The organism is Streptomyces sp. NPDC048172, from assembly GCF_043202595.1.
Classification (GTDB): domain Bacteria; phylum Actinomycetota; class Actinomycetes; order Streptomycetales; family Streptomycetaceae; genus Streptomyces.
In genome coordinates, this window is record NZ_JBIDAT010000018.1 from 23,531 (window position 1) to 44,024 (window position 20,494).

Here is a 20,494-nt window from a genome sequence, read left to right on the forward strand (position 1 = left end):
CCGGCGGTGGCACCGCCATGCAGCACCGCCGGGCAGCTTTTTCCTCGGATCCTCGTTCGGCTCAGCCGGGGCGGCTCAGCCGAAGCGGCCGGAGATGTAGTCCTCCGTGGCCTGGACCGAGGGGTTGGAGAAGATCCGCTCCGTCTCGTCGATCTCGATGAGCTTGCCGGGCTGGCCGACCTCCGCGAGGTTGAAGAACGCGGTGCGGTCCGAGACGCGCGCGGCCTGCTGCATGTTGTGCGTGACGATCACGATCGTGAACTGCGACTTCAGCTCGCCGATCAGGTCCTCGATCGCCAGCGTCGAGATCGGGTCGAGCGCCGAGCAGGGCTCGTCCATCAGCAGGACCTGCGGCTCCACGGCGATGGCGCGGGCGATGCAGAGCCGCTGCTGCTGGCCGCCGGAGAGGCCGGAGCCCGGCTTGTTCAGGCGGTCCTTGACCTCGTTCCAGAGGTTGGCGCCCTTGAGGGACTTCTCGACGACGCCGTCGAGCTCCTTCTTCTTGTAGTCGCCGTTCAGCCGGAGGCCCGCGGCCACGTTGTCGTAGATCGACATGGTGGGGAACGGGTTGGGCCGCTGGAAGACCATGCCGATGGTGCGGCGTACGGAGACGGGGTCGACGCCCGAGCCGTACAGGTCCTCGTTGTCCAGCATCACCTTGCCCTCGACACGCCCGCCGGGGGTGACCTCGTGCATGCGGTTGAGGGTGCGCAGGAACGTGGACTTGCCGCAGCCGGAGGGGCCGATGAACGCCGTGACGGAGCGGGGCTCCACGGTCATGGAGATGTCGTCGATGGCGCGGAAGTTGCCGTAGTAGGCGGAGAGGCCGCTGACGTCGATGCGCTTGGCCATGGGAATCACCGTCTTAGTGCTTGGGGGCCTTCCAGCGGGCGATGCCGCGGGCGACCAGGTTGAGGATCATGACGAAGGCGATCAGCACGAGGGCCGCTGCCCAGGCGCGGTCGTAGCTGGGCGCGTTGCCGTTGGCCCACTGCTCGTAGATGTAGTACGGCAGTGAGGACTGGGCGCCTTCGAAGGGGTTCGCGTTGATCTGGGCGGAGCCGAAGACCAGCAGCAGGATGGGCGCGGACTCGCCCGCGATGCGCGCGACGGCGAGCATGATGCCGGTGGTGATGCCGCCGATGGCGGTGGGCAGTACGACCTTGAGGATCGTCTTCCACTTGGGCACGCCCAGGGCGAGCGAGGCCTCGCGCAGCTCGTTCGGGACGAGCTTGAGCATCTCCTCCGTGGAGCGGACGACGATCGGCATCATCAGGATCGACAGGGCCATGGCGCCCGCGAACCCGGAGTAGCCGAAGTCCAGGATGATGATCCAGAAGGAGAGGACGAAGAGGCCCGCGACGATCGAGGGCACGCCCGTCATGACGTCGACGAAGAACGTGACGGCCTTCGCGAGCTTGCCGGTGCCGTACTCGACCAGGTAGATCGCGGTCAGCAGCCCGATGGGCGCGGCGATCAGCGTGGCGATGGCGACCTGCTCCAGCGTGCCGATCAGGGCGTGGTAGATACCGCCGCCCTCGTCCATCGTGATGACGCCGTTCATGGAGTGGGTCAGGAAGAAGACGTCCAGCACCTTGACGCCGCGTGCGATGGTCTCCCAGATCAGGGAGGCCAGCGGGATCACGGCGAGGACGAAGGAGACCCAGATCAGGCTGGTCGCGAGGCGGTCCTTGGCCTGGCGCTTGCCCTCGACCGCTCCGGCGATCACGGCGGTCAGCGCGACGTAGAGCAGTGCGGCTATGAGGCCCCACTGGATGCGGCTCTCCAGGCCGGCGACGGCCCCGATGCCCACACCCAGGGCGATCGAGGCGCCTGCCAGGCCGAGCGGGGCCCAGCGCGGCAGCCGGGGCTGGCGGAGCGTGGGGGTCGGGGGCGCCGGGTCCACGGGCGCGTCCGCGACGATGGTCTCGGTCATGCGTTCGCTCCCGAGTACTCCTTGCGGCGCGCGATGATCAGCCGGGCCGCGCCGTTGACCAGCAGGGTGATGACGAAGAGGACCAGGCCGGAGGCGATGAGCGCGTCACGGCCCATGGAACCGGCCTCCTTGAAGCCCGCGGCGATGTTCTGCGCGAACGTGCCGCCGCCCGGGTCGAGGAGGCTGGCGCCGATGAGGAAGTTCGGCGAGAGGACCGTGGCGACGGCCATCGTCTCGCCCAGCGCGCGCCCGAGGCCGAGCATCGAGGCGCTGATGACGCCGGAGCGGCCGAAGGGCAGCACCGACATGCGGATGACCTCCCAGCGCGTGGCGCCGAGGGCGAGGGCCGCCTCCTCGTGCATCTTCGGCGCCTGCTGGAAGACCTCGCGGGAGACGTTGGTGACGATCGGCAGGATCATGATCGCGAGCAGGATGCCGACCGTGAAGAGCGAACGGGCCGCGCCGCCCTCGTACGCGAAGATGCCGGTCCAGCCGAAGTAGTCGTCCAGCCACTCGTACATCCCGGTCAGCTGGGGGACGAGGAAGAGGATGCCCCAGAGGCCGTAGACGATCGAGGGGACGGCGGCCAGCAGGTCGATCACGTAGCCGAGCGGGGCCGCGAGCTTGCGGGGCGCGTAGTGGGAGATGAACAGCGCGATGCCGACGGCGACCGGGACGGCGATCACCATCGCGATGATCGAGCTGACGACCGTGCCGTAGGCGAGGACCGCGATGCCGAACTTCGGCGGTTCGGCGTTGGCCTCCCACTCGAAGGCGGTCAGGAAGTTGGCCTCGTCGGCGCTGATGGCGAGCGCCGCGCGCCAGGTGAGGAAGACCGCGATGGCGGCCATGATCACCAGCAGCGCGATGCCGGAGCCGCGCGAGAGGCCGAGGAAGATCCGGTCACCGGGCCGGGTGGCGCCCTTGCCGTTCGCGGCGGGCGCGGGTGGGGGTGGGGGACTGGGGGGAGAGTCTGTGGGTGGATTCGCTATAGCCATGGTTTCTCCGGTCTGGGTGCGGGCCGCTGCGTGGAGCCTTCGCGCGGCCATGGCGGTGCACCGGATGAGGGGGACGGGGCCCCGCCCCGTCCCGGCGGGGAGGCCGTCACGGGGCGGAGCGGGGCCGCGTCGCGGGGAAGCGGCGGTTCAGCGGTCGAGCGGTTGAGCGGTTGAGCCGTTCTGCGGTTCTGCGGTTCAGATGTGGCGACCAGGCCTCAGGCGAGGGAGTCGACCGTGGTGCGGACCTTGGCGATGATCTCGTCGGGGATCGGCGCGTAGCCCTTCTCCGAGAGGACCTTCTGGCCGTCCTCGCTGGCGGTGTACTTCAGGAAGGACTTGGTCGCGTTCAGCGACTCCTTCTTGTTGCCCTTGTCGCAGGCGATCTCGTACGTGACGAGGGTGATCGGGTAGGCGCTCTCGGCCTTGGTCTTGTAGTTCAGCTCCAGGGAGAGGTCCTTGCCCTTGCCGACGACCTTGGCGTCCGCGATGGCCTTGGAGGCGTTCTCCGTGGTGGCCTCGACGGGCTCCTTGGCGCCGGTGTCCAGCTTGACCGTGCTCAGGTCGTTGCCGGTCGCGTAGGAGAGCTCGACGTAGCCGATCGCGCCGTCGTTCTGCTTGACGTTCGTCGCGATGCCGGAGGAGCCGTCGGCGCCCTGGCCGCCCTTGCCGGCCCACGCCTTGGAGGGCTCGTGCTTCCAGGCACCCGGGGCGGCGGTGTTGAGGTACTTCGTGAAGTTGTCGGTGGTGCCCGACTCGTCGGAGCGGTGGAACGCCTGGATCTTGGTGCCCGGCAGCTTGGCGTCCGGGTTCAGCTTCTTGATCGCGGCGTCGTTCCACTTGGTGATCTTCGAGTCGAAGATCTTGCCGAGGGTCTCGGCGTCGAGGACGAGGTCGTCCACGCCCTTCACGTTGTACGTGACCGCGACCGGGCCGCCGACCATCGGCAGGTCGATCGCCTGACCGCCCTTGCAGACCTTCTTGGACTGCTGGACCTCCTTCGGCTCCAGGGCCGAGTCGGAGCCCGCGAAGGCGGTCTTGCCCTGGAGGAACTCCTGGATGCCCGCGCCGGAGCCGGTGGGCTTGTAGTTGAGCTGGGTGCTGCTGCACGCGGACTGGTAGGTCTGCGTCCAGATGTCCATCGCGTTCTTCTGCGCGCTGGAGCCGGAAGCCAGCAGCTTGCCTTCCCCGTCACACTTGATCTTGCTGGCGGCCTTGGTGGTGTCGCCGCCGGAGCCGCCGGAGTTGTCGTCCGAGCCACAGGCGGTGAGGACCAGGGCGCCGGAGACCGCGATAGCGCCGAGCGCGACGGCGCGGAGCCGGTTCGTGCGCTGAAGCTTCACTTTCGTTCAGTTCCTTCCTGGGGCCCGCCGGACCGAGGCGGCGGCGCGAGGTGTGGAGTGAGGCCCCGGAGGGGCCGTCTCGTGGTTCTGTCTGGGTATGCGGCGCACCTCCCGTCCTTGGCGGTGGCGCGCTCTGCGTAAGGCCGAAATTAGGCAGAAGAGGTGAATCGGCCAACGGAGCTGAGTGAACGCAGGGTGAACCTCGTCCATACGCCTGGCGCGGGTCCGGGCGGGCTCCGGGCGGGCTCCGGGCGGGGGCTCCGGGCCGGGGTCCGGCCGGGGCTCCGGAGGGCCCGCGGGGAGGGGGTGCGGGGCGGGGGTGCGGGAAAGTGTCGCAGCACACGTGCGCCGCGGGTGCAAACACGCCCCGACTCGCGAGTAGGCGTAGCTCTGTTCGTTTCAGGGATCACATGGCAACATCCGCTGCGTCGGAGTCGGTTGACCAGACGAACTGGGGGTGGGGCGGGTGACCAGGCCGGAGACCGGGCGCCGTGCGGTGGTGGTCGTGGCGTGCGCCATGGGGATGCTGGCCGGGCCCGCGCTCGGCGCCGCGAGCGCGCAGCCCGCGCCGCCGGACGTCCCGCCGGGCGGGAAGAAGCCCGGCTTGGAGCAGGTTCGCAAGGAGATCGAGCGGCTGCACGACAAGGCGGGCTCCGCCACGGACGCGTACAACGCGGCGGAGGCCAAGGCCAAGAAGCAGCAGAAGGCCATCGTCAAGATCGCCAAGAAGATCGACGACACCCAGGGCAAGCTCGACGGGCTGAAGGACACGGCGGGCGCGATGGCCCGCGCCCAGTACCGGCAGGGCGGCATGCCCGACGAGGCCAAGCTGATGCTGGGGAACGATCCGGCGAGCTTCCTGCGCGACGTCTCCCTCGTCCGCAAGGGCCAGCACGCCACGCGCGGCTTCATCGGCAGCCTGACCAGCACCAGGACCAAGCTCGACCGGTACGCGAAGAGCGCCACGGACGAGTGGAAGAAGCTGGAGGCCAACCGGAAGAAGAAGGCCCGCGCCAAGAAGAAGATCAAGTCGCAGATAGCGCAGGCCGAGCGGATGGAATCCCGGCTGGCGAAGGCCGAGCGCAAGCGGCTGCGCGAGCTGGAGCGCCAGGCCGCGCGGGCGGCCCAGGCGAAGTGGCTGAAATCCGACGAGATGAAGAAGCTCGGCAAGGCCGCGGGGAATGCCTCCCCGGCGGGCAAGCGCGCCATCGCCTGGGCCACCAAGCAGATCGGGAAGGACTACGAGTGGGGGGCCGAGGGCCCCGGCACCTTCGACTGCTCGGGCCTGACGATGAGGGCGTGGCAGGCGGCGGGGAAGAGCATCCCGCGCACCTCGCAGGAGCAGTGGAAGAGCCTGCCCCGTGTCCCGGTCGACAAGATGCGCCCCGGCGACCTGATCATCTACAAGAAGGACGCGAGCCACGTCGGGATCTATGTCGGGGACGGCGCCCTGCTGCACGCCCCGCGCACGGGACGCCAGATCACCGTGGAGGGCGCCGGGACCATGCCCATCCTGGGGGTTGTACGCCCGGACAAGTGACGTTGGTCATGTACCCGATCACCGGAAGGGGCATCGCCCGGACCAACTGCCCCTGAACCGGGGGCATATGCCAGAGGCGTTTTCCGTCGCGCCATTCCGTACGTGTGCGCGAGGGCGCTAAGGTCCTCTCGGACAGCCCGGGATGACGTGCAACCGACCATCGCACACCCTTCCGGGCCGACCGAGTGGCGGAGCCGTCTGGCCCGCCACCGCGCCCTCGGGGGGAGGGAAGAGGACACATCATGCCCGTAAGCGTGCGGCAGGAGAGCACGGCGTTTCCGCCGTCGCCCTCCGGGGCGGACGCCGCGGACGTCAGGGCCACGGCGGACGCTCCGGCGGATGCGTCGGAAGCCGTGGAGGCCGGGGACGGCATGGACCGTGCGGACGGCGCAGACGGTGCGGGCCGTGCTGACGGTGCGGGCCGTGCTGACGGTACGGACGGTGCGGGTCGCATGGATCACAGGGGGCGAGATGCCAGGGGCCGCGGGGAGTTCGTGGAGTCCATGGGTCTCGCGGGCTCCGTGGGCGCCGTGGGGTCTGCGGGCGCCGTGGATCCGGCGGGCTCCGTGAGCGCTCTGGACGCCTTGGGATCCCTGGGCGTCAGTGGGGCCATGGGCGGGTCGGGGGAGCCCGCGAGCGGCCTGACGCTGCTCGTCATCGAGGACGACCCGGCGGGCCCCGTCAGCGTGCCCCGGATGCTGGACGCCTACGGCAGGCCGGTCCGGGTGCGCACCGCGCGCAATCTCACCGAGGCCCAGCGGCTGCTCACCGACGACGTCCACTGCATCCTGCTCGACCTCGCGCTGACCGGCGGCGTCGCCGAGAGCGGTGCCGCCGAGAGCGCCGAGCCGTCCGCCTCCGGTGACGGACGGGAGTTGACGCCGGGTGTCGCCGACGAGCTGGACATCCTGCGGCACGTGCTGCGCCTCGCGCCCCGCCACGCGGTCCTCGCCCTCACGGACGGGGCCGACGCGGAGCGCGCCGCCGACGCCGTGCGCGTCGGCGCGCAGGACTACCTCTTCCGGGACGAGCTCGACGGCCGCCTCCTCAGCCGCGCCATCCGGTACGCGGTCGAGCGCAAGCGCGCCGACCTGGCCCAGCGGCAGCTCACCGAGTCCCGGCTGCGCGCGCAGGAGAACGCCCGCCTGGAGCGCGGGCTGCTGCCGCGCCCGCTGCTGGAGGGCAGCGAGCTCAAGTTCGCCGCGCGCTACCGCCCCGGGCGCTCCCGCGCCCTGCTGGGCGGCGATTTCTACGACACCGTCCGCACCGCCGACGGTGTCGTGCACGCCATGATCGGGGACGTCTGCGGCCACGGCCCCGACGAGGCGGCGCTCGGCGTCGAGCTGCGCATCGCCTGGCGCGCGCTCACCTTCGCCGGGCTCTGCGGCGACGAACTGCTGGGCAATCTGCAGAAGGTGCTGGAGCACGAGCGCGCGAGCGACGAGATCTTCGCCACGCTCTGCACGGTCGACATAGCCCCCGACGGGCGCAGCGCGGGCGTCTGCCTCGCCGGACACCCCTCGCCGCTCTTCGTGGGCAGCGGCGGCGCCGCGCCGAGGCTGCTGCCGTACGACGAGGGCGGGCCCGCGCTCGGGCTGCTGCCCAAGGCCCGCTGGCCGCGCAGGCAGGTGGAGCTGGGCCGCGCCTGGAGCCTGATGATGTACACGGACGGGCTGATCGAGGGCCGCATCGGCGCCGAGGCGCCCGCGGGCGGCGGCCCGGAAGGTCCGGGCACCCGTGGCCGTACGCGGGAGCGGCTCGGGCAGTCGGGGATGCTCAGCATCGTCGCCCGCCGGATGTCCGAGGGAGCGCGGGGCGAGGCCCTGCTGGACGCCACCATGGGCGACGTCCACGCGCTCAACGGCGGAGAGCTGACGGACGACGTGGCCGTGATCCTGCTGGACCGCGACTGATCCGCGACCGGGGCTTCTGCGGCTGATTACCGGCCGTTGAACGGGCCGTACGGGCCGTCGCTGCTGCTTCCGCCGCCGCGGCGGCCACCGCGCCCTCCGCCCGCGACCTGCTTGAGCGCGGGACGGACGTCCACGATGTAGACGATGCTGGCGATCAGGCCGACGAGCATGAGCAGCATGCCTAGCCCGGGGATCGGCACGAGGTTCACGACGACCGCGATCCCGAGGATGATCAGCCAGAACTGCTTGGTCTGCTTGTCGGCGGCGCGGTAGGCGTCCTCGCGCCGGATCGCGGCGTCGACGAAGGCGAACACGGCGAGGCCGAGCACCACGAGTGTGATCAGCCAAAGCAGTGTGCCGAAGCCCTCCATCAGCATGGTGCTCACACTCCTGGTCCTGGTCCTGTGCGGTCAGGCGCTCCCGTCGCCGCCACCGTACCCCAGTGCGAGGCGGTCGGGCCGGGCACACGAGCGATGCCCGGCCCTTCCCGGCCGCCCCGGACGCGACGGGTGCGACGGGCGCCTCGGGCGGTCACGAGTCGGTCTTCGGCTCCGACTTCGGCTCCGACTCCGACTTCGGCTCCGTCTTCGGAGCCGACTTGCGGGTGGCGGTGGTCTTACGGGCGGTCGTGCCGTTGGCCTTCTTCGCTGCGGCGGGCTTGGCCTTGGGCTTGCTCTCAGCCCCGGTCCCGGCGGTGGTGGGCGTGGGCGTGGGCTCCTCGGCCGGGGGCTCGGCGACCTTGACCGGCTCGCGCTCGACGGTGACCTGCGGGGTCTCGTCCTCGTCCTCGCCGCGCCAGTTCTTCACGGCCTCGCGGCCGCGCACGGCGTACTCGTCGTACGCCTCCCGGGCCTTGACCGCGTACTCGGCGGCGAAGCCGACGCTCTGGAGCGCCAGGTGCTGGGCCTGCTCGCGCAGCTTCTTGATGTCGGTGTCGATCCCGCCGAGGGTCTCGGTGACCTTGGCCTGGGTCTCCTTGGCCTGCTTGGTGACCTTGGCCTGGAACTCGCGGGGGTCCGTCTCGCGCACGGCCGCGATGCGCTGCGGTGCCTCTTCGCGGATCTTGTCGAGGACGCCCGCCGCGAAGTAGAGGGGCGTCGGGTCGGTGATGGTCTTGCGCAGGTCGTTGGCGTTGGTCATGAGGGTGCGCCTCCGGTGAACTGGACGGTTTACGGGCTCTGTTCGGTGGCCCCCGCGGTGGAGCCGTTCTCCTTGCGGAAGGACTCGTAGATCTGGAGCAGCGCCTGCTTCTGCTGATCGTTGATCGACGGGTCGGCCATGATCGCGGCCGGGACCTGGAGCAGGTCCTCGCGGTCGCGCTCGTCGAGGATCCCGGCCTGGACGTAGAGCGTCTCGGCCGAGATCCGCAGTGCCTTCGCCAACTGCTGGAGGATCTCGGCGCTCGGCTTCCGCAGGCCCCGCTCGATCTGGCTCAGATACGGATTGGAGACCCCGGCGGCGTCCGCGAGCTGACGCAGCGACAGCTTCGCGCTCCGCCGCTGCTCCCGCAGGAACTCGCCGAGGTTCCCCACATTGAGAGAGGCCATGCCCCCAGGGTGCACCCCGTTGCTAACTTTTGCAAGCAAGGCGCTTGCAAGTGTTCCCCTAAGGGGAATCCCTGATGCGTAATCCGCATGCGTAATCCGCTTGAACCGCCGTCGGGCGGACGGGCAGGCTTGCGCGGTGATTGTCGAGCTGGCCCCCGGCTTCCTGGCCTGGGATGACGTGGATCCCGACCGGCATCTCTTCGACAGCGCGTCAGCACCGCGAGTGGTGCGGTCGCTCGGGCCCGCCCGGAGGGTGCCCAGCCGCCCCGACCTCCCCGCAGGCGACCCGGCCATGAACGACTGGAGCTGGGGCGAGGCAAAGCTCTGGGCCGACGCCATGTCGCACGCCCTCGCCGAGCACTACGGCCGCTGGACCGTGGGCTGGCGCTGGTCGCACGACGAGGGCGACTTCGACGGAGGACCCGTCGGGAACTGGTACTGCCCGAGGGACTCGATCACCACCCCCGAGGAGACGCTCGACCGTGCCGTGGCGGCGCTGTGCGAGTGGCGCGAGTGGTTGGAAAGCCTCGCTCGGTGGTTCGACGCGCACCCGTTGGACCTGGTCGGCGTCGAGGACCAGCGGATCCTGTGGGAGAACGCCGCCCGGAACCTGATCGTGCAGGTGGCCGACCGTACCGGCTGCGGCAGCGGCTGGCACGGGCACTGCCGTCAGGTGCTCGGCTGGTTCCTCAGCCGCTGGGGCGTCGCGCCCGACCGCGCGCGGGAACTGGTCGAGGAGGCGGTCGGCGGACGGTTCGCGAGCTGGACGGGCCCCGACACGGTGCTGGTCGACGACGTCGCCGAGCAGCTCGCGCTGTCGCTGCGGCCGGACGACGGCGACGCACGCTCCGCCGGGCCGCCCGAGCCGGACCACCTTCGCCGCTGGCTCGCGGTGCGCGGGACCGTGGCATGGCAGGAGCTTCCGGACGGAGGCGGGGACGATCCGGTGACCCCGGCCCACGACGGGGCGGCGGACGACATACGCGCCTTCGACGGCGCTCTGGACCCCGCCCGGGCACGCGGAATGCTTGCCGCCCTGGAGCGGCTGCGGGCCGATGCGGCGCGCGGCGCCACGCTCGACTTCGAGCTGCTCCAGGGCTGGCAGCGGCATGTTCTCGGCGCACCGCACTCCCCGCCGTTCCGCAGCCTCCCGGCCTTCGCCAAGGCAGGCCGGGAACGCTATGGCATCGGCCCCGACACCCGGGCCCGCCTCGACGCCTGCCTGGCCGAGAGCGCGCGCCACGTCGAGCGGCCCGTTCCGCTCACGGCCCGGGCCGCACGTGCGTATCTCGACGTGTGCTTCTTCCACCCCTTCGACGACGGCAACGCCCGGTCCGCCTTCCTCGCCCTCGTCTTCGTCCTCGCCCGCGAGGGCGTCGCGCTCGACGGGGTCAGTCTGTTGCGCCGCGTCACCTTCCAGGCCGACGAGGGGCAGGACGCACAGATCCTCACGCGGTACGTCGACGTCCACCTCGCGGAGACCCGGCGCAGAAGCGGCTCCCCCGACTCCTAGCGGGACGCAAGCCCGGGGCTGGCCCTGCTCGGGCCGTCGAGCAACGGGGTCTTCCTGCCGCGCGGGAGGAGTTGGAGCGTGCCGTGCGTCAGCGCGTGTCCTTGGTGAGGAAGTCGAGCAGGATCTGGCGGCTGGTCTGCGAGGTGAGGCTCCCGTACGCGTCGTCGAAGGCGTGCTCGGCGAAGGGGAGTTCCCTGATCTCGGTGTCGACGCCCTTCCTCCTGAGTGCGTCGCCGAAGCCGGTGACGGTCTCGGGGCGGGCGCTGCGGTCGCGGTCGCCGACCACGAGCAGGGTGCGGGGCAGGCCCGCGCGGACGTCGCCGGTCGGGGACACCTCGCGGTAGCGGTCCGGGTGCTCCTGCGGCGTACCGCCGGTGAACAGCTCCGCCGCCTCGCGGGTCCCCGTCACGTCGTCCTTCCACATCTGGCGGACGTCGGTACCGGGGTAGAAGCCGATCACGGAGGCCGGGGGCTCGGGGGTGGCGCCGTCGGCGGCCTCGATCGTGCCGTTGTGGAGGCGGTAGGCGGTGTTCATCGCCAGGGTGCCGCCCGCCGACATGCCGCCGAGCGAGACCCGCGAGCGGTCGACGCCGTACTCGTCGGCGTTCTTCCGCACCCAGCTCAGGGCGGAGACGAGATCCTGAGGGGCCTTGTTCCAGGTGGGGCGGTCGGAGCGGGCCAGCCGGTAGTCGACGGCGAAGACGGCGACACCGTGGTCGGCGAGCCAGCGGCCGGTGCCGCGCAGGTCGCTCTTGTCGAAGGTGTGGAAGCCGCCGGAGTGGGCGAGCACGACCGCCGGAGCCTTCTCGCCCGTCCTGCCTGCCTTGCCCGCCTTGCCGGCCTCCTTCTCGGACGGCAGATACGCGTCCACCCGCAGCGGCTCGCCCTCGGGGCTCGCGTACGTACGAGTCGTGTCCGGCTCCGTCGCCGGGTACGCGGGTTCGGTGAACACCTGGCCGAAGGAGACGTCCGCCCCGGCGTTCTGTGCGGCTCGGAACTGCACTCCGCCGATGACCAGCGCACCCAGCGCGCACAGCGTCGTGACGACGGTGACCACGCGCCCCCACCGCACCAGGCCGCCGCGCCAGGCCAGCGCGGCGAGGACGGCCGCGACGAGGGCGATCAGGGCTATGTGGAACGGGTACTGCCCGCCGAGGACCGGGCCGATCACCCCCGCCTTGGGGATGGCCGGGACGTACGCGCCGAGGACGACGGCGAGGACCAGGAACGCGAGGAACGAGGCCAGGACGGCGGAGGTGACCCGCAGGATCCGGACGGTCCTGCCGACCGGTGCGGCGGGGCTTCTGTGAGTGGTCATGGCGGGAACGGTAGAAACCGGGCATCCGCTCGCGCCTCACGCCGCGGAGCCATTCCCCGGCGTGGCTCTCAGGTAGGGAGGGCGTGAGAGACGCGGAGGGGCTCCGCGCCCTTCCGCGTCCCCTCCCCGGGGGTTACAGGTTCGTTCCGCCGGGGGCGACCAGGCCCGTCTCGTAGGCGAAGACGGCGGCCTGGGTACGGTCCCGCAGCTGGAGCTTCTGCAGGATGCTGCCCATGTGGGTCTTGACGGTCTGCTCGGCGACCACGAGCTCCCGGGCGATCTCCGCGTTGGACAGCCCCTGGGCGACGAGGGTCAGCACCTCGGTCTCGCGGTTCGTGAGCTCGTCGATCCGCACCTGGGTGGGCGGCCTCGTCGGGCTGCTCAGCCGGGAGAACTCGGTGATGAGCCGCTTCGTGATCTCGGGGGACAGCAGCGCCTCGCCGTCGGCCACCGTGCGTACGGCTTCGGCCAGCTGGACCCCGGAGGCGTCCTTGAGGAGGAAGCCACTGGCACCGGCGCGCAGCGCCTCGTACACGTACTCGTCGAGATCGAAGGTGGTCAGGACCAGGATCCTGGTGGACAGGCCGGGGTTCCGGGCGATCCGGCCGGTGGCGTCGATGCCGTTCAGCCCCGGCATCCGGATGTCCATGACGATCACGTCGGGCCGCAGCTCCTCGGCCTTGGCGACGGCTTCCACGCCGTCCACGGCGGTCGCGATCACCGTGATGCCGGGCTGGGCGTCGAGAAGCACCGAGAAGGCCTCGCGGACCATCGCCTGGTCGTCGGCGATCATCACGCGGACCGTCGTACCGGTCGTCGTACCGGCCGTCGTACGGATCGTCATGCGGATCGTTCCTTGTCTGTCCGAGCGGCGGCCGGGGCGGCGGGGACCGGCAGCAGGGCGGTGACCTCGTAGCCGCCGTCGGGGGAGGGGGAGGCGGAGAGCTCGCCGCCGAGCGCCGCGGCGCGTTCGCGCATGCCGAGGACGCCGTGGCCCGCTCCCGGCGAGGGCGGCGCCGACTGCCGCGCGGGACCGTTGCGGACGCACAGCCGGAGGGCGGACGGGGCGTACTGCAGCTCGACGCGGGCCGTGGCGCCGGGGGCGTGGCGCAGGACGTTGCTGAGCGCCTCCTGCGTGATGCGGTACGCCGACAGCTCCACGCCCCCGGGCAGCGGACGGCGCTCCCCGGAGACCTCCGCCGTGACGTCGAGCCCGGCCGTACGCACCCCGGCGAGCAGGTCGTCGAGCCGGTCCAGGGTGGGCTGCGGGGCCTCGGGCCCGAGGGAAATGCCGTCGGGCCCGTTCTCGGAGCGGAGCACCCCCAGGAGACGGCGCAGCTCGGTGAGGCCCTCCAGGGCGCCCGCGCGGATGTCGGCCAGCGCCGTGACCAGCTGCTCGGGCGGGTCCACGACCCGGTACGGGGCGGCGTCCGCCTGGATGGAGATGACGGACATGTGGTGCGCGACCACGTCGTGCAGCTCGCGCGCGATACGGGCGCGCTCCTCCAGGACCGTGCGGCGCGCCCGCTCGTCGGCGAGGGCCGACTCCTGCGCGGCGAGCCGGGCGCGGACCTCCCGCGTCGCGCGTACCCCGGTCGCGGCGGCCACGGTCACGGCGAACAGCGCCAGCATGATCAGGATGAAGCGCCAGGGGAACGCCCCGTACAGCTGCAGGCCGAGGAGGAGGGCCGTGCTCATCAGCACGGTCCCGGCCAGCACCCGGGGCGGGTTGCGCAGCGCGACGAGGAAGAGCAGCCCGGTGTGCACGGCCCACGCCCATCCCCCGTACGGCGAGAGGGACTGACCCAGCGAGAACACCGGCAGCATCACCAGCGACAGCCACCAGGCGGGCAGCGGCACGAGCAGCCCCGCCACGAGCAGCGCCGCGTGGAACACCCCGAGGGGGCGCACCGACATGTCCTCGGTGCCGGAGTACGCCACGAGGGCGGCCAGCCCGGCGACCGCGAGATGCGGCAGCCACCGCAGGGGCCACGGCCCGTTCATGGGCGGCACGGGCTGCGGGGCCGACGGGAACAGGTCTTCGCGTACGGCGCGCAGCGCTCCCCGCTCCGCCTCCCCGCTCGACTCGCTCGCCCTGCCGACCCTGTCCATGTGCTCAGTATTGTCCACTTTGTTCACTGCCGGGTTCGGTGGTCCGGACGTCCGTTCCGGACCACCGAACCTACGCGGCGGATCCGCCGGCCTGCCTCCCTCCGCGGAGCTGTCCTGGTCCGCCGGTCTGGCTCTCAGGTACGAGGGCGCGGCTGAGGTGCTGGGCCGTCAGGGCCGTCAGGGCCGTCAGCGCTGTCAGCGCTGTCACGACCGTCAGTGGATCGTGCGGAATCCGACAGGGCCCGGCGTGAGTGTGGGTCCCCTTACCGCGACGTACCGCGAGGTACCGCGGCCTACTGCGACTCCCGTCCGCCGAAGGGGAATTCCATGTCCGCCGAACCGAACGCCCGCAACACAGCCGGGCCGCGCGAGTGGGCCGGGCTCGCCGTGCTGGCCCTGCCCACGCTGCTGCTCGCCCTCGACATCTCCGTACTGCACCTGGCCGTGCCGCATCTCGCCGCTGACCTGCGGCCGAGCGGCGGTCAGATGCTCTGGATCATCGACATCTACGGGTTCATGATCGCCGGGTTCCTGGTCGCCATGGGCACGCTCGGCGACCGTATCGGGCGGCGTCGGCTGCTGCTCGTCGGGGCGAGCGCGTTCGGCGTCGCGTCCGTCGCCGCCGCGTACGCGACCGGGCCCGAACTGCTGATCGCCGCCCGGCTGGTGCTGGGCATCGCCGGTGCCACGCTGATGCCGTCCACGCTCTCGCTGATCACCAACCTCTTCCGGGACGCCCGGCAACGGGGCCTGGCCATCGCCGTATGGGCCACGATGTTCTCGGTCGGCATCGCGCTCGGACCCGTCGTCGGCGGGGTGCTGCTGGAGCACTTCTGGTGGGGCTCGGTCTTCCTGCTCGGGGTGCCGGTGATGGCCGTACTGCTGGTGGCGGGCCCGCTGCTGCTCCCGGAGTCCCGCGATCCGGCGCCGGGGCGGCTGGACTTGCCCAGCGTGCTGCTGTCGCTGACCGCGCTGCTCCCTCTCACGTACGGGATCAAGGAGCTGTCGCACGGTTTCGGCGCCGGCGCGCTGGCCCCGCTCGCCGTGGGCCTCGGCTCGGCGGTGTGGTTCGTACGCAGGCAGCGAGGGCTGGACTCCCCGCTGCTGGACGTGCGGCTCTTCGCCGACCGGGTGTTCAGCAGCGCGCTGGTGGTGCTGCTGCTCAGCACGCTGACCGTGGGCGGCATCTACCTCTTCGTCACCCAGTACCTGCAGCTCGTCGCCGGGAAGTCCGCCCTTGAGGCCGGGCTGTGGCTGCTGCCGCCCGCGGGCGCGCTCGTCCTCGCGTCGCTGGTGGCACCGGTGCTGGCCCGCCGCTACCGGCCCGGCACCGTCATCGGGGCGTTCCTGGGCGTCTCGGCGGCCGGTTACCTGCTGCTCACCCAGGTGGGCGCGGATTCCGGGGTCGGGCTGCTGGTGGCGGGCTTCGTGCTCGTCTACACCGGCGCCAGCCCGGTGATGGCGCTCGGCACCGACCTGATCGTCGGCTCGGCCCCGCCGGAGAAGGCGGGCGCGGCCTCGGCGATCAGCGAGACGAGCACGGAGCTGGGCGTGGCCCTGGGCGTCGCGGTGCTGGGCAGCGCGGGTACGGCCGTCTACCGCGAGCGGATCGCGCACGCGCTGCCTGCGGAGGCTCTGCCCGAGGGAGCCTCGGACGCCGCGCGGGACACGCTGGCCGGAGCGTCCGCGGCCGCGGAGGAGCTGCCCGGAACGGCCGCGAACGAACTGCTGGGCGCGGCGCACGCCGCTTTCGCCGACGGGATGACCGTCGCGGCGCTGATCAGCGCCGTGGTCGTCGCGGGGATCGCGGTCCTGGCGGTGACCGGGCTGCGGCGGGTGCCGCCGACGGGGGCTGAGGGATCTGCGGAGCCGATGGGGTCCGGGGCGCCTGTGGAGCCTGTGGAGCCTGTGGAGACGGCGAAGCCCGCGGAGACGGCCACGGGCGTACCGGCGCTCTGAGGCTCCGAGCCGACGGTGCGGGGCCGGGCCGGGCAGGGCAGGACAGGGCAGGTCGTTAAGGTGCGGTCGTATGACCGATCGCGTTCTGGAACTGCTGCGTACGCGCCCTGATCTGGCCGAACTGGCCGCATTTCCGTTCAACTTCGACGTCGAACGGGCGTACCACGTCGAGGAGGTCCACCTCGCCTCCGGCGCGTCCCTGGAACCGATCGCGGGCGACGACACCGGCGGTACGTACTTCCTGTGCGGGGGCCGGACGGTGCTGCACGCGTCCTCCGACGGGCACGCGTCGCTGTGCGCCGAGAGCGTCACCGAGGCGCTGGAGATCCTCGTACGGCTGCCGTGGTGGTGCGAGGAGGTCTCCGCCGAACTGGACGAGGAGGGGCTGCGCGCAGCGGTGCGCGCGGGGGACGCCGAGGCGCGGGAGGAGTTCGCGCCGGACCTGGACGCGCAACGGGCGGCGCTGCTCGCCGGACTGGGGCTGTCGGCGGAACGGCCGCTCGCGGAACTCGTCGCCATGGACGAGGCCGCGACCAGACGTACCGAGCCGGATCATCTCCTTCTCAACTCGTCCGAACTCTGCGCGTACCAACTGGAGGAGCCCTACCGGCAGCCCCTCCGCGAGCTCGTCCTCGCGCCGGGCCGGGCGGCGCTGGAACGGTTGCGTGAACAGATCCCTGAGCAGCTCATTGATCAGGGACCCGCTCAGATTCCGGACGAGCCTCGCGTACGGGAGGCGTTGGCGGACCCGGTGCTACGGGCCGGGATGCTGCGCGCGGCGTGGCACGACCGCCGGGACGGCGATCTGCCGCTGCTGCGGCTCCTGCTGGAGCGCGAGGACGCCGAGCGGGGCGAGCGGGCCGAGCGGGCCACCGCTTGGCGGCTGGCCGCGGTGCTGGTGGCGCGGCACGGGCGGGACGAGGACGTTCCGCTCCTGCGGAAGGCCACGTACGGGCAGGTCACCGATGCGGCGGGGGCCGTGGAGTGGGCCCGTGCGGGGGCCGGGGCCGGGGATCAGGACGCGGCGGCGGAGGACCCGTTCACCTGGATCGAGCTGGCCCTCCAGCAGGGACGCGTCGAGAACGCCCGGGTCGAGCTCATCCGCCTGCTGGACGACACCGGCCCGGATCCGGACCGGCTGCGCGGGCTGAGCCGCGCGCTGGAGCGCCTCGGCGACCACGCCCAGGCCGCCCGCGCCCAGTTCAACCTCCTCTCCCTCCAGGACACCGCGCGGGACCGGGCCTCGGAGGCGTACGTCCTGGCCCGTCTGGAACGTCTCAAGGGCGACCTCGTCCGCGCGGAACGCGCGCTGGGGCGTGCGCGGGCGGCGGTCGGCATCGTCGGCGAGGACATGGTCGGACCCCCGCCGGACGAGACGGTCTCCACCTGGCACCGTCGCCGCCTCGGCGCGCTGATCACCGAGCAGCACCTGGAACTGACGCTCGCCGCGGTCGAGGCGGGCGAGACGGAGCTCGCCCGCTCGACGATGGCGTACTGCCGCCTCCTCCTGCGCACGATCGCCAAGAGCTCGACCAAGGCCCTGAGTGGACTGTCCACGCGGGCGAAGTGGGCGGTGGCCGGACTGGGAGGGGCGAAGGGCTGACCGCCGGGTGTGCGGCGAAGGCCCGCTCACAGCGCGGTCAGGGGCTCGTTCTCGTACGCGCGGTGGAGCAGGTCCACGAACGACCGGGCCTCGGGGAGCCGGACGTCGGCGATGCGGTGGACGGGGACGCCCGGCGTCCATGAGTTCAGGACGACGGCGCCGGAGAGTGCGGGCAGGTCGGCGGGCGTGACCTCCCGCGTGAGCTGGGGGACGCCGAGCCGGTCCAGCTGCCGGCGGACGATGGCCATGGCCGTGCCGCCCAGCATCGCGGCCTCGGGCCACACCACGGACGTTCCGTCCCAGAAGGCAAGGTTCCAGATCGTTGCCTCACTGAACCGTCCGCGACTGTCGAGGAACGCGGCGTCGTCGAAGCCGTCCGCCACGGCCTGCCGCAGGTAGTACGTCTTGGCGATCTCGCCCACGTGCTTGATCTCCGGGACCGCCCGCTCGTGCGGGACGGCCGCGAGGGAGAGCGGGCCCTCGGGACCGTTCGCCGCGGGGCCGGTACGGACGAGGACGTCCAGCTCGGTGGCGGCGGGGTCGGTGGCCGTGAACTCGCCCGCGGGGGAGTACACCGTCGCGGTCAGCGAGAGGTCGTCCGGTCCGGCCGCCAGGGCCGTACGCAGCTCGGACAGCACGCGCTCGTCCGGCAGCGCCCGGCCGAACAGCTCGACCGAGGACGAACGCAGCCGCTCCAGATGGAGGTCGAGCCCGCGCACGCGGCCCCCTCGTACCTGCATCGCGGTGAAGTGCGCGTACCCGGCGAAGGCGAGCGGGCCCAGCTCCTCGGCGGTCGCGGCCCGGCTGTCGCGCTGAACGACGTACGAAGTCATGGAGTGCTCCTGCGCTACGGGACCGTACGGTTCGGAACCGGTACGAGATGGATGATGCCGATGGAGACGATCCAGGTCGGAACCAGTACGGTCGGAATCGGTGTGGGGCGGAACGGGTGGAACGGGCCTTCCTCGCGGAATCCCGTTCACGGCGCCGACGCTATGGCTTCACACCGGTGAGAAGGTCAAGCCGGACACCGATGACACCAATGACACCGATGACACCGGCGAACGGGGAGGGCCAGATGCTGATCGGAGAACTGTCCCGGCGCACCGGGGTCAGCACGCGGTTGCTGCGGTACTACGAGGAGCAGGGCCTGCTGGCCGTCCGGCGCGGCGCGAACGGCTACCGGCACTACGACGAGGCCGCCTTCCTCGCCGTGCGCCAGGTGCGGGCCCTGCTGGAGGCGGGCCTGTCCACGGAGCTGATCCGCGACATCCTGCCGTGCGTGCGGGGCGAGCGGCCCGAGATCGAGATGTGCGTGGACCTGCGCGAGGTCCTCGGGCGCGAACTGGCGGCCACGGACGCGCGCATCGACGACCTCCAGCGGAACCGCCGCGCGCTGGCGGGCTACTTGGGCGAGCCCGAGCCCCCGACCGAGCCTGGGCCTCCTGCCGCGAGGGCGAGCTGAGGGCGTCGGCGGGGCGTCACGCGGCGTCGAGCACCGTGTCGAGGAGCGCGCGAGAGGTGTGCAGGGCCTCGATCTCGCGGGTCATGCGCTCCCGCTCGGAACGGAGCTGCCCCACGAGATCGGGGCACGTGGGCGCGAGGCGTCCGTCGTCGTCGCGGATGCAGGGGAGGACCTGCGCGATGACGGCGGTCGACAGCCCGGCCGTCAGCAGGCAGCGGATGCGGCGCACGGTCTCCAGGTCCGCCTCGCTGTACTCGCGGTAGCCACTGGGCAGCCGTTCGGGCGTGAGCAGGCCCTGCTGCTCGTAGTAGCGCAGCGAACGTTCATGGACACCGGAACGGTGAGCCATCTCCTTCATCCGCAACGAAACCATCCCCTTCGGCGGCTTGACTCTGACACCGATGTCGGAGTTTAGCGTGCTGGACATGGCTACTGACCAGGCACTACTTCAGCCCCACCGGTACGAGCTCGACGTCCTCTCGCGCGGAAGCGGCCCCGCGCTGCTCCTCGCGCACGGCGCGGGCGGCGGGATCGAGGGGAACTTCGGTCTCGTTCTGGACGATCTGGCACGGGACCATGCGCTGATCGGCCCGTCCTACCCCGGAGTGGGCCGCACGCCCCTCCCGGACGCGCCGCTCGACCTCGACGCGCTCGCCGACAGCCTCGTCGCCGCGGCCGTCGAGCGCGGGCACGAACGGTTCGCCGTCCTGGGCGAGTCGCTGGGCAGCGCCGTGGCGGTCCGGACCGCGACCCGGCACCCGGACCGCGTGACGGCCCTCGTCCTCACCGCGGGGTTCGCCGTCGCCGACCCCGTGCTCGACGGCGCGGCGCGGCTCATCGCCACCCTCACGGAGGCGGGCGAGCGGCGCGCGGTGGCCCGGCTCGCCACGCTCTCCGTACTCTCCGACAGCCAACTCGCCGCGATGTCGCCCGAGGACGTCGAGGAGGCCGTCACCGGCGTCCTGGAGGGGATGCCCGAGGGGATGCCCGCGCACTTCGAACTGATCACCCGCGTCGACGTCCGCGACGACCTCGCCCACGTCCGCGTGCCCACCCTGGTCGCGGTGCCGACCGGCGACCGGCTGGTGCTCCCGGAGAGCACGCGCAGTCTCGCCCGGGGGATCGCCGGATCCACGCTCCTCGAACTCCCCGGCGGCGCCCACGTCCTGGACGAGGCCGACAGGGCGGAGTGGCTGACGCACGTACGCCGTTTTCTTGCGGACCAGAACGCCTAGGGCCTGTCCTGTCGA

At 71.8% G+C, this 20,494-nt stretch carries 20 protein-coding genes; 7 read left to right on the forward strand and 13 right to left on the reverse strand.

The window, feature by feature from the left end; genetic code table 11:
* Positions 1-75 precede the first annotated feature (75 nt).
* The 4 genes from pstB to pstS all read right to left on the reverse strand — a co-directional run bounded on the left by pstB (position 76) and on the right by pstS (position 4,274).
* Positions 76-852 (reverse strand): phosphate ABC transporter ATP-binding protein PstB, encoded by a 777-nt coding sequence (gene pstB / locus ACGF3A_RS43180; RefSeq protein WP_393736723.1) that lies wholly within the window; start codon positions 850-852, stop codon positions 76-78.
* Between the two features lie 13 nt (positions 853-865).
* Positions 866-1,936, reverse strand: coding sequence for a phosphate ABC transporter permease PstA (pstA, locus tag ACGF3A_RS43185; protein WP_393736725.1), 1,071 nt, complete (start codon positions 1,934-1,936; stop codon positions 866-868).
* Positions 1,933-2,934, reverse strand: a complete 1,002-nt coding sequence (gene pstC / locus ACGF3A_RS43190) for a phosphate ABC transporter permease subunit PstC (protein ID WP_393736727.1) — start codon at positions 2,932-2,934, stop codon at positions 1,933-1,935. Before pstC ends, pstA begins: the two co-directional genes overlap by 4 nt.
* A 215-nt stretch (positions 2,935-3,149) precedes the next feature.
* Entirely contained in the window at positions 3,150-4,274 is a 1,125-nt protein-coding gene (gene pstS, locus ACGF3A_RS43195; RefSeq protein ID WP_393736729.1) for a phosphate ABC transporter substrate-binding protein PstS, read from the reverse strand.
* 466 nt (positions 4,275-4,740) lie between these two features.
* On the opposite strand from pstS, the gene ACGF3A_RS43200 reads away from it, so the two are divergent.
* Together ACGF3A_RS43200 and ACGF3A_RS43205 are read left to right on the forward strand one after the other, a co-directional pair.
* Positions 4,741-5,814, forward strand: coding sequence for an NlpC/P60 family protein (locus tag ACGF3A_RS43200; RefSeq protein WP_393736731.1), 1,074 nt, complete (start codon positions 4,741-4,743; stop codon positions 5,812-5,814).
* A gap of 503 nt (positions 5,815-6,317) precedes the next feature.
* A complete protein-coding gene (locus ACGF3A_RS43205) occupies positions 6,318-7,727 on the forward strand; it encodes a PP2C family protein-serine/threonine phosphatase (protein WP_393736886.1) in 1,410 nt (469 codons plus the stop codon).
* A gap of 26 nt (positions 7,728-7,753) precedes the next feature.
* On the opposite strand, the gene ACGF3A_RS43210 is transcribed toward ACGF3A_RS43205, so the two are convergent.
* From ACGF3A_RS43210 to ACGF3A_RS43220, 3 genes are all read right to left on the reverse strand, one after another.
* The gene (locus ACGF3A_RS43210; protein ID WP_393736888.1) at positions 7,754-8,104 is read right to left on the reverse strand and encodes a DUF2516 family protein; all 351 of its coding nucleotides are present in this window, start codon (positions 8,102-8,104) and stop codon (positions 7,754-7,756) included.
* Positions 8,105-8,258: 154 nt separating this feature from the next.
* Entirely contained in the window at positions 8,259-8,867 is a 609-nt protein-coding gene (locus ACGF3A_RS43215; protein ID WP_393736733.1) for a hypothetical protein, read from the reverse strand.
* Positions 8,868-8,896: 29 nt separating this feature from the next.
* A complete protein-coding gene (locus ACGF3A_RS43220) occupies positions 8,897-9,274 on the reverse strand; it encodes a helix-turn-helix domain-containing protein (protein ID WP_393736735.1) in 378 nt (125 codons plus the stop codon).
* A gap of 136 nt (positions 9,275-9,410) precedes the next feature.
* On the opposite strand from ACGF3A_RS43220, the gene ACGF3A_RS43225 reads away from it, so the two are divergent.
* Complete coding sequence (locus ACGF3A_RS43225; protein ID WP_393736737.1) at positions 9,411-10,787, forward strand: Fic family protein; 1,377 nt, start codon at positions 9,411-9,413, stop codon at positions 10,785-10,787.
* 88 nt (positions 10,788-10,875) lie between these two features.
* On the opposite strand, the gene ACGF3A_RS43230 is transcribed toward ACGF3A_RS43225, so the two are convergent.
* The 4 genes from ACGF3A_RS43230 to ACGF3A_RS43245 form a co-directional block, all read right to left on the reverse strand.
* Positions 10,876-12,105, reverse strand: a complete 1,230-nt coding sequence (locus ACGF3A_RS43230) for an alpha/beta hydrolase (RefSeq protein WP_393736739.1) — start codon at positions 12,103-12,105, stop codon at positions 10,876-10,878.
* Positions 12,106-12,238: 133 nt separating this feature from the next.
* Positions 12,239-12,949, reverse strand: a complete 711-nt coding sequence (locus tag ACGF3A_RS43235) for a response regulator (RefSeq protein WP_393736741.1) — start codon at positions 12,947-12,949, stop codon at positions 12,239-12,241.
* Positions 12,946-14,217 (reverse strand): sensor histidine kinase, encoded by a 1,272-nt coding sequence (locus ACGF3A_RS43240; RefSeq protein ID WP_393736743.1) that lies wholly within the window; start codon positions 14,215-14,217, stop codon positions 12,946-12,948. Before ACGF3A_RS43240 ends, ACGF3A_RS43235 begins: the two co-directional genes overlap by 4 nt.
* Before the next feature lie 70 nt (positions 14,218-14,287).
* Positions 14,288-14,425, reverse strand: coding sequence for a hypothetical protein (locus ACGF3A_RS43245; protein WP_393736745.1), 138 nt, complete (start codon positions 14,423-14,425; stop codon positions 14,288-14,290).
* Positions 14,426-14,544: 119 nt separating this feature from the next.
* Between ACGF3A_RS43245 and ACGF3A_RS43250 the strand changes: the two genes are divergently transcribed.
* Positions 14,545-16,176: an MFS transporter gene (locus ACGF3A_RS43250; RefSeq protein ID WP_393736747.1), complete on the forward strand. Its 1,632-nt coding sequence runs from the start codon at positions 14,545-14,547 to the stop codon at positions 16,174-16,176.
* Between the two features lie 70 nt (positions 16,177-16,246).
* The gene (locus ACGF3A_RS43255; protein ID WP_393736749.1) at positions 16,247-17,779 is read left to right on the forward strand and encodes a hypothetical protein; all 1,533 of its coding nucleotides are present in this window, start codon (positions 16,247-16,249) and stop codon (positions 17,777-17,779) included.
* A 26-nt stretch (positions 17,780-17,805) separates the two neighbouring features.
* Here ACGF3A_RS43255 and ACGF3A_RS43260 read toward each other — a convergent pair whose 3' ends face one another.
* Positions 17,806-18,612 carry an aminotransferase class IV family protein gene (locus ACGF3A_RS43260; RefSeq protein WP_393736751.1) on the reverse strand — a complete coding sequence of 269 codons (807 nt, stop codon included), beginning with the start codon at positions 18,610-18,612 and terminating at the stop codon, positions 17,806-17,808.
* A 245-nt stretch (positions 18,613-18,857) separates the two neighbouring features.
* Between ACGF3A_RS43260 and ACGF3A_RS43265 the strand changes: the two genes are divergently transcribed.
* Positions 18,858-19,244, forward strand: coding sequence for a MerR family transcriptional regulator (locus tag ACGF3A_RS43265; protein ID WP_393736753.1), 387 nt, complete (start codon positions 18,858-18,860; stop codon positions 19,242-19,244).
* Between the two features lie 16 nt (positions 19,245-19,260).
* Here ACGF3A_RS43265 and ACGF3A_RS43270 read toward each other — a convergent pair whose 3' ends face one another.
* Positions 19,261-19,608 carry a MerR family transcriptional regulator gene (locus ACGF3A_RS43270; RefSeq protein ID WP_393736755.1) on the reverse strand — a complete coding sequence of 116 codons (348 nt, stop codon included), beginning with the start codon at positions 19,606-19,608 and terminating at the stop codon, positions 19,261-19,263.
* Positions 19,609-19,669: 61 nt separating this feature from the next.
* Between ACGF3A_RS43270 and ACGF3A_RS43275 the strand changes: the two genes are divergently transcribed.
* The gene (locus tag ACGF3A_RS43275) at positions 19,670-20,479 is read left to right on the forward strand and encodes an alpha/beta fold hydrolase (RefSeq protein ID WP_393736757.1); all 810 of its coding nucleotides are present in this window, start codon (positions 19,670-19,672) and stop codon (positions 20,477-20,479) included.
* Positions 20,480-20,494 lie beyond the last annotated feature (15 nt).

Bases quoted from the DNA above. Each gene is read 5' to 3' on its own strand.
- ACGF3A_RS43240 (WP_393736743.1), bottom strand. From the start codon at position 14,217: ATGGACAGGGTCGGCAGGGCGAGCGAGTCGAGCGGGGAGGCGGAGCGG.
- ACGF3A_RS43255 (WP_393736749.1), top strand. From the start codon at position 16,247: ATGACCGATCGCGTTCTGGAACTGCTGCGTACGCGCCCTGATCTGGCC.
- ACGF3A_RS43260 (WP_393736751.1), bottom strand. From the start codon at position 18,612: ATGACTTCGTACGTCGTTCAGCGCGACAGCCGGGCCGCGACCGCCGAG.
- ACGF3A_RS43275 (WP_393736757.1), top strand. From the start codon at position 19,670: ATGGCTACTGACCAGGCACTACTTCAGCCCCACCGGTACGAGCTCGAC.
- ACGF3A_RS43215 (WP_393736733.1), bottom strand. From the start codon at position 8,867: ATGACCAACGCCAACGACCTGCGCAAGACCATCACCGACCCGACGCCC.
- pstA (WP_393736725.1), bottom strand. From the start codon at position 1,936: ATGACCGAGACCATCGTCGCGGACGCGCCCGTGGACCCGGCGCCCCCG.
- ACGF3A_RS43210 (WP_393736888.1), bottom strand. From the start codon at position 8,104: ATGCTGATGGAGGGCTTCGGCACACTGCTTTGGCTGATCACACTCGTG.
- ACGF3A_RS43205 (WP_393736886.1), top strand. From the start codon at position 6,318: ATGGGTCTCGCGGGCTCCGTGGGCGCCGTGGGGTCTGCGGGCGCCGTG.
- pstB (WP_393736723.1), bottom strand. From the start codon at position 852: ATGGCCAAGCGCATCGACGTCAGCGGCCTCTCCGCCTACTACGGCAAC.
- ACGF3A_RS43230 (WP_393736739.1), bottom strand. From the start codon at position 12,105: ATGACCACTCACAGAAGCCCCGCCGCACCGGTCGGCAGGACCGTCCGG.
- ACGF3A_RS43250 (WP_393736747.1), top strand. From the start codon at position 14,545: ATGTCCGCCGAACCGAACGCCCGCAACACAGCCGGGCCGCGCGAGTGG.
- pstC (WP_393736727.1), bottom strand. From the start codon at position 2,934: ATGGCTATAGCGAATCCACCCACAGACTCTCCCCCCAGTCCCCCACCC.
- ACGF3A_RS43235 (WP_393736741.1), bottom strand. From the start codon at position 12,949: ATGACGATCCGTACGACGGCCGGTACGACGACCGGTACGACGGTCCGC.
- ACGF3A_RS43220 (WP_393736735.1), bottom strand. From the start codon at position 9,274: ATGGCCTCTCTCAATGTGGGGAACCTCGGCGAGTTCCTGCGGGAGCAG.
- ACGF3A_RS43265 (WP_393736753.1), top strand. From the start codon at position 18,858: ATGCTGATCGGAGAACTGTCCCGGCGCACCGGGGTCAGCACGCGGTTG.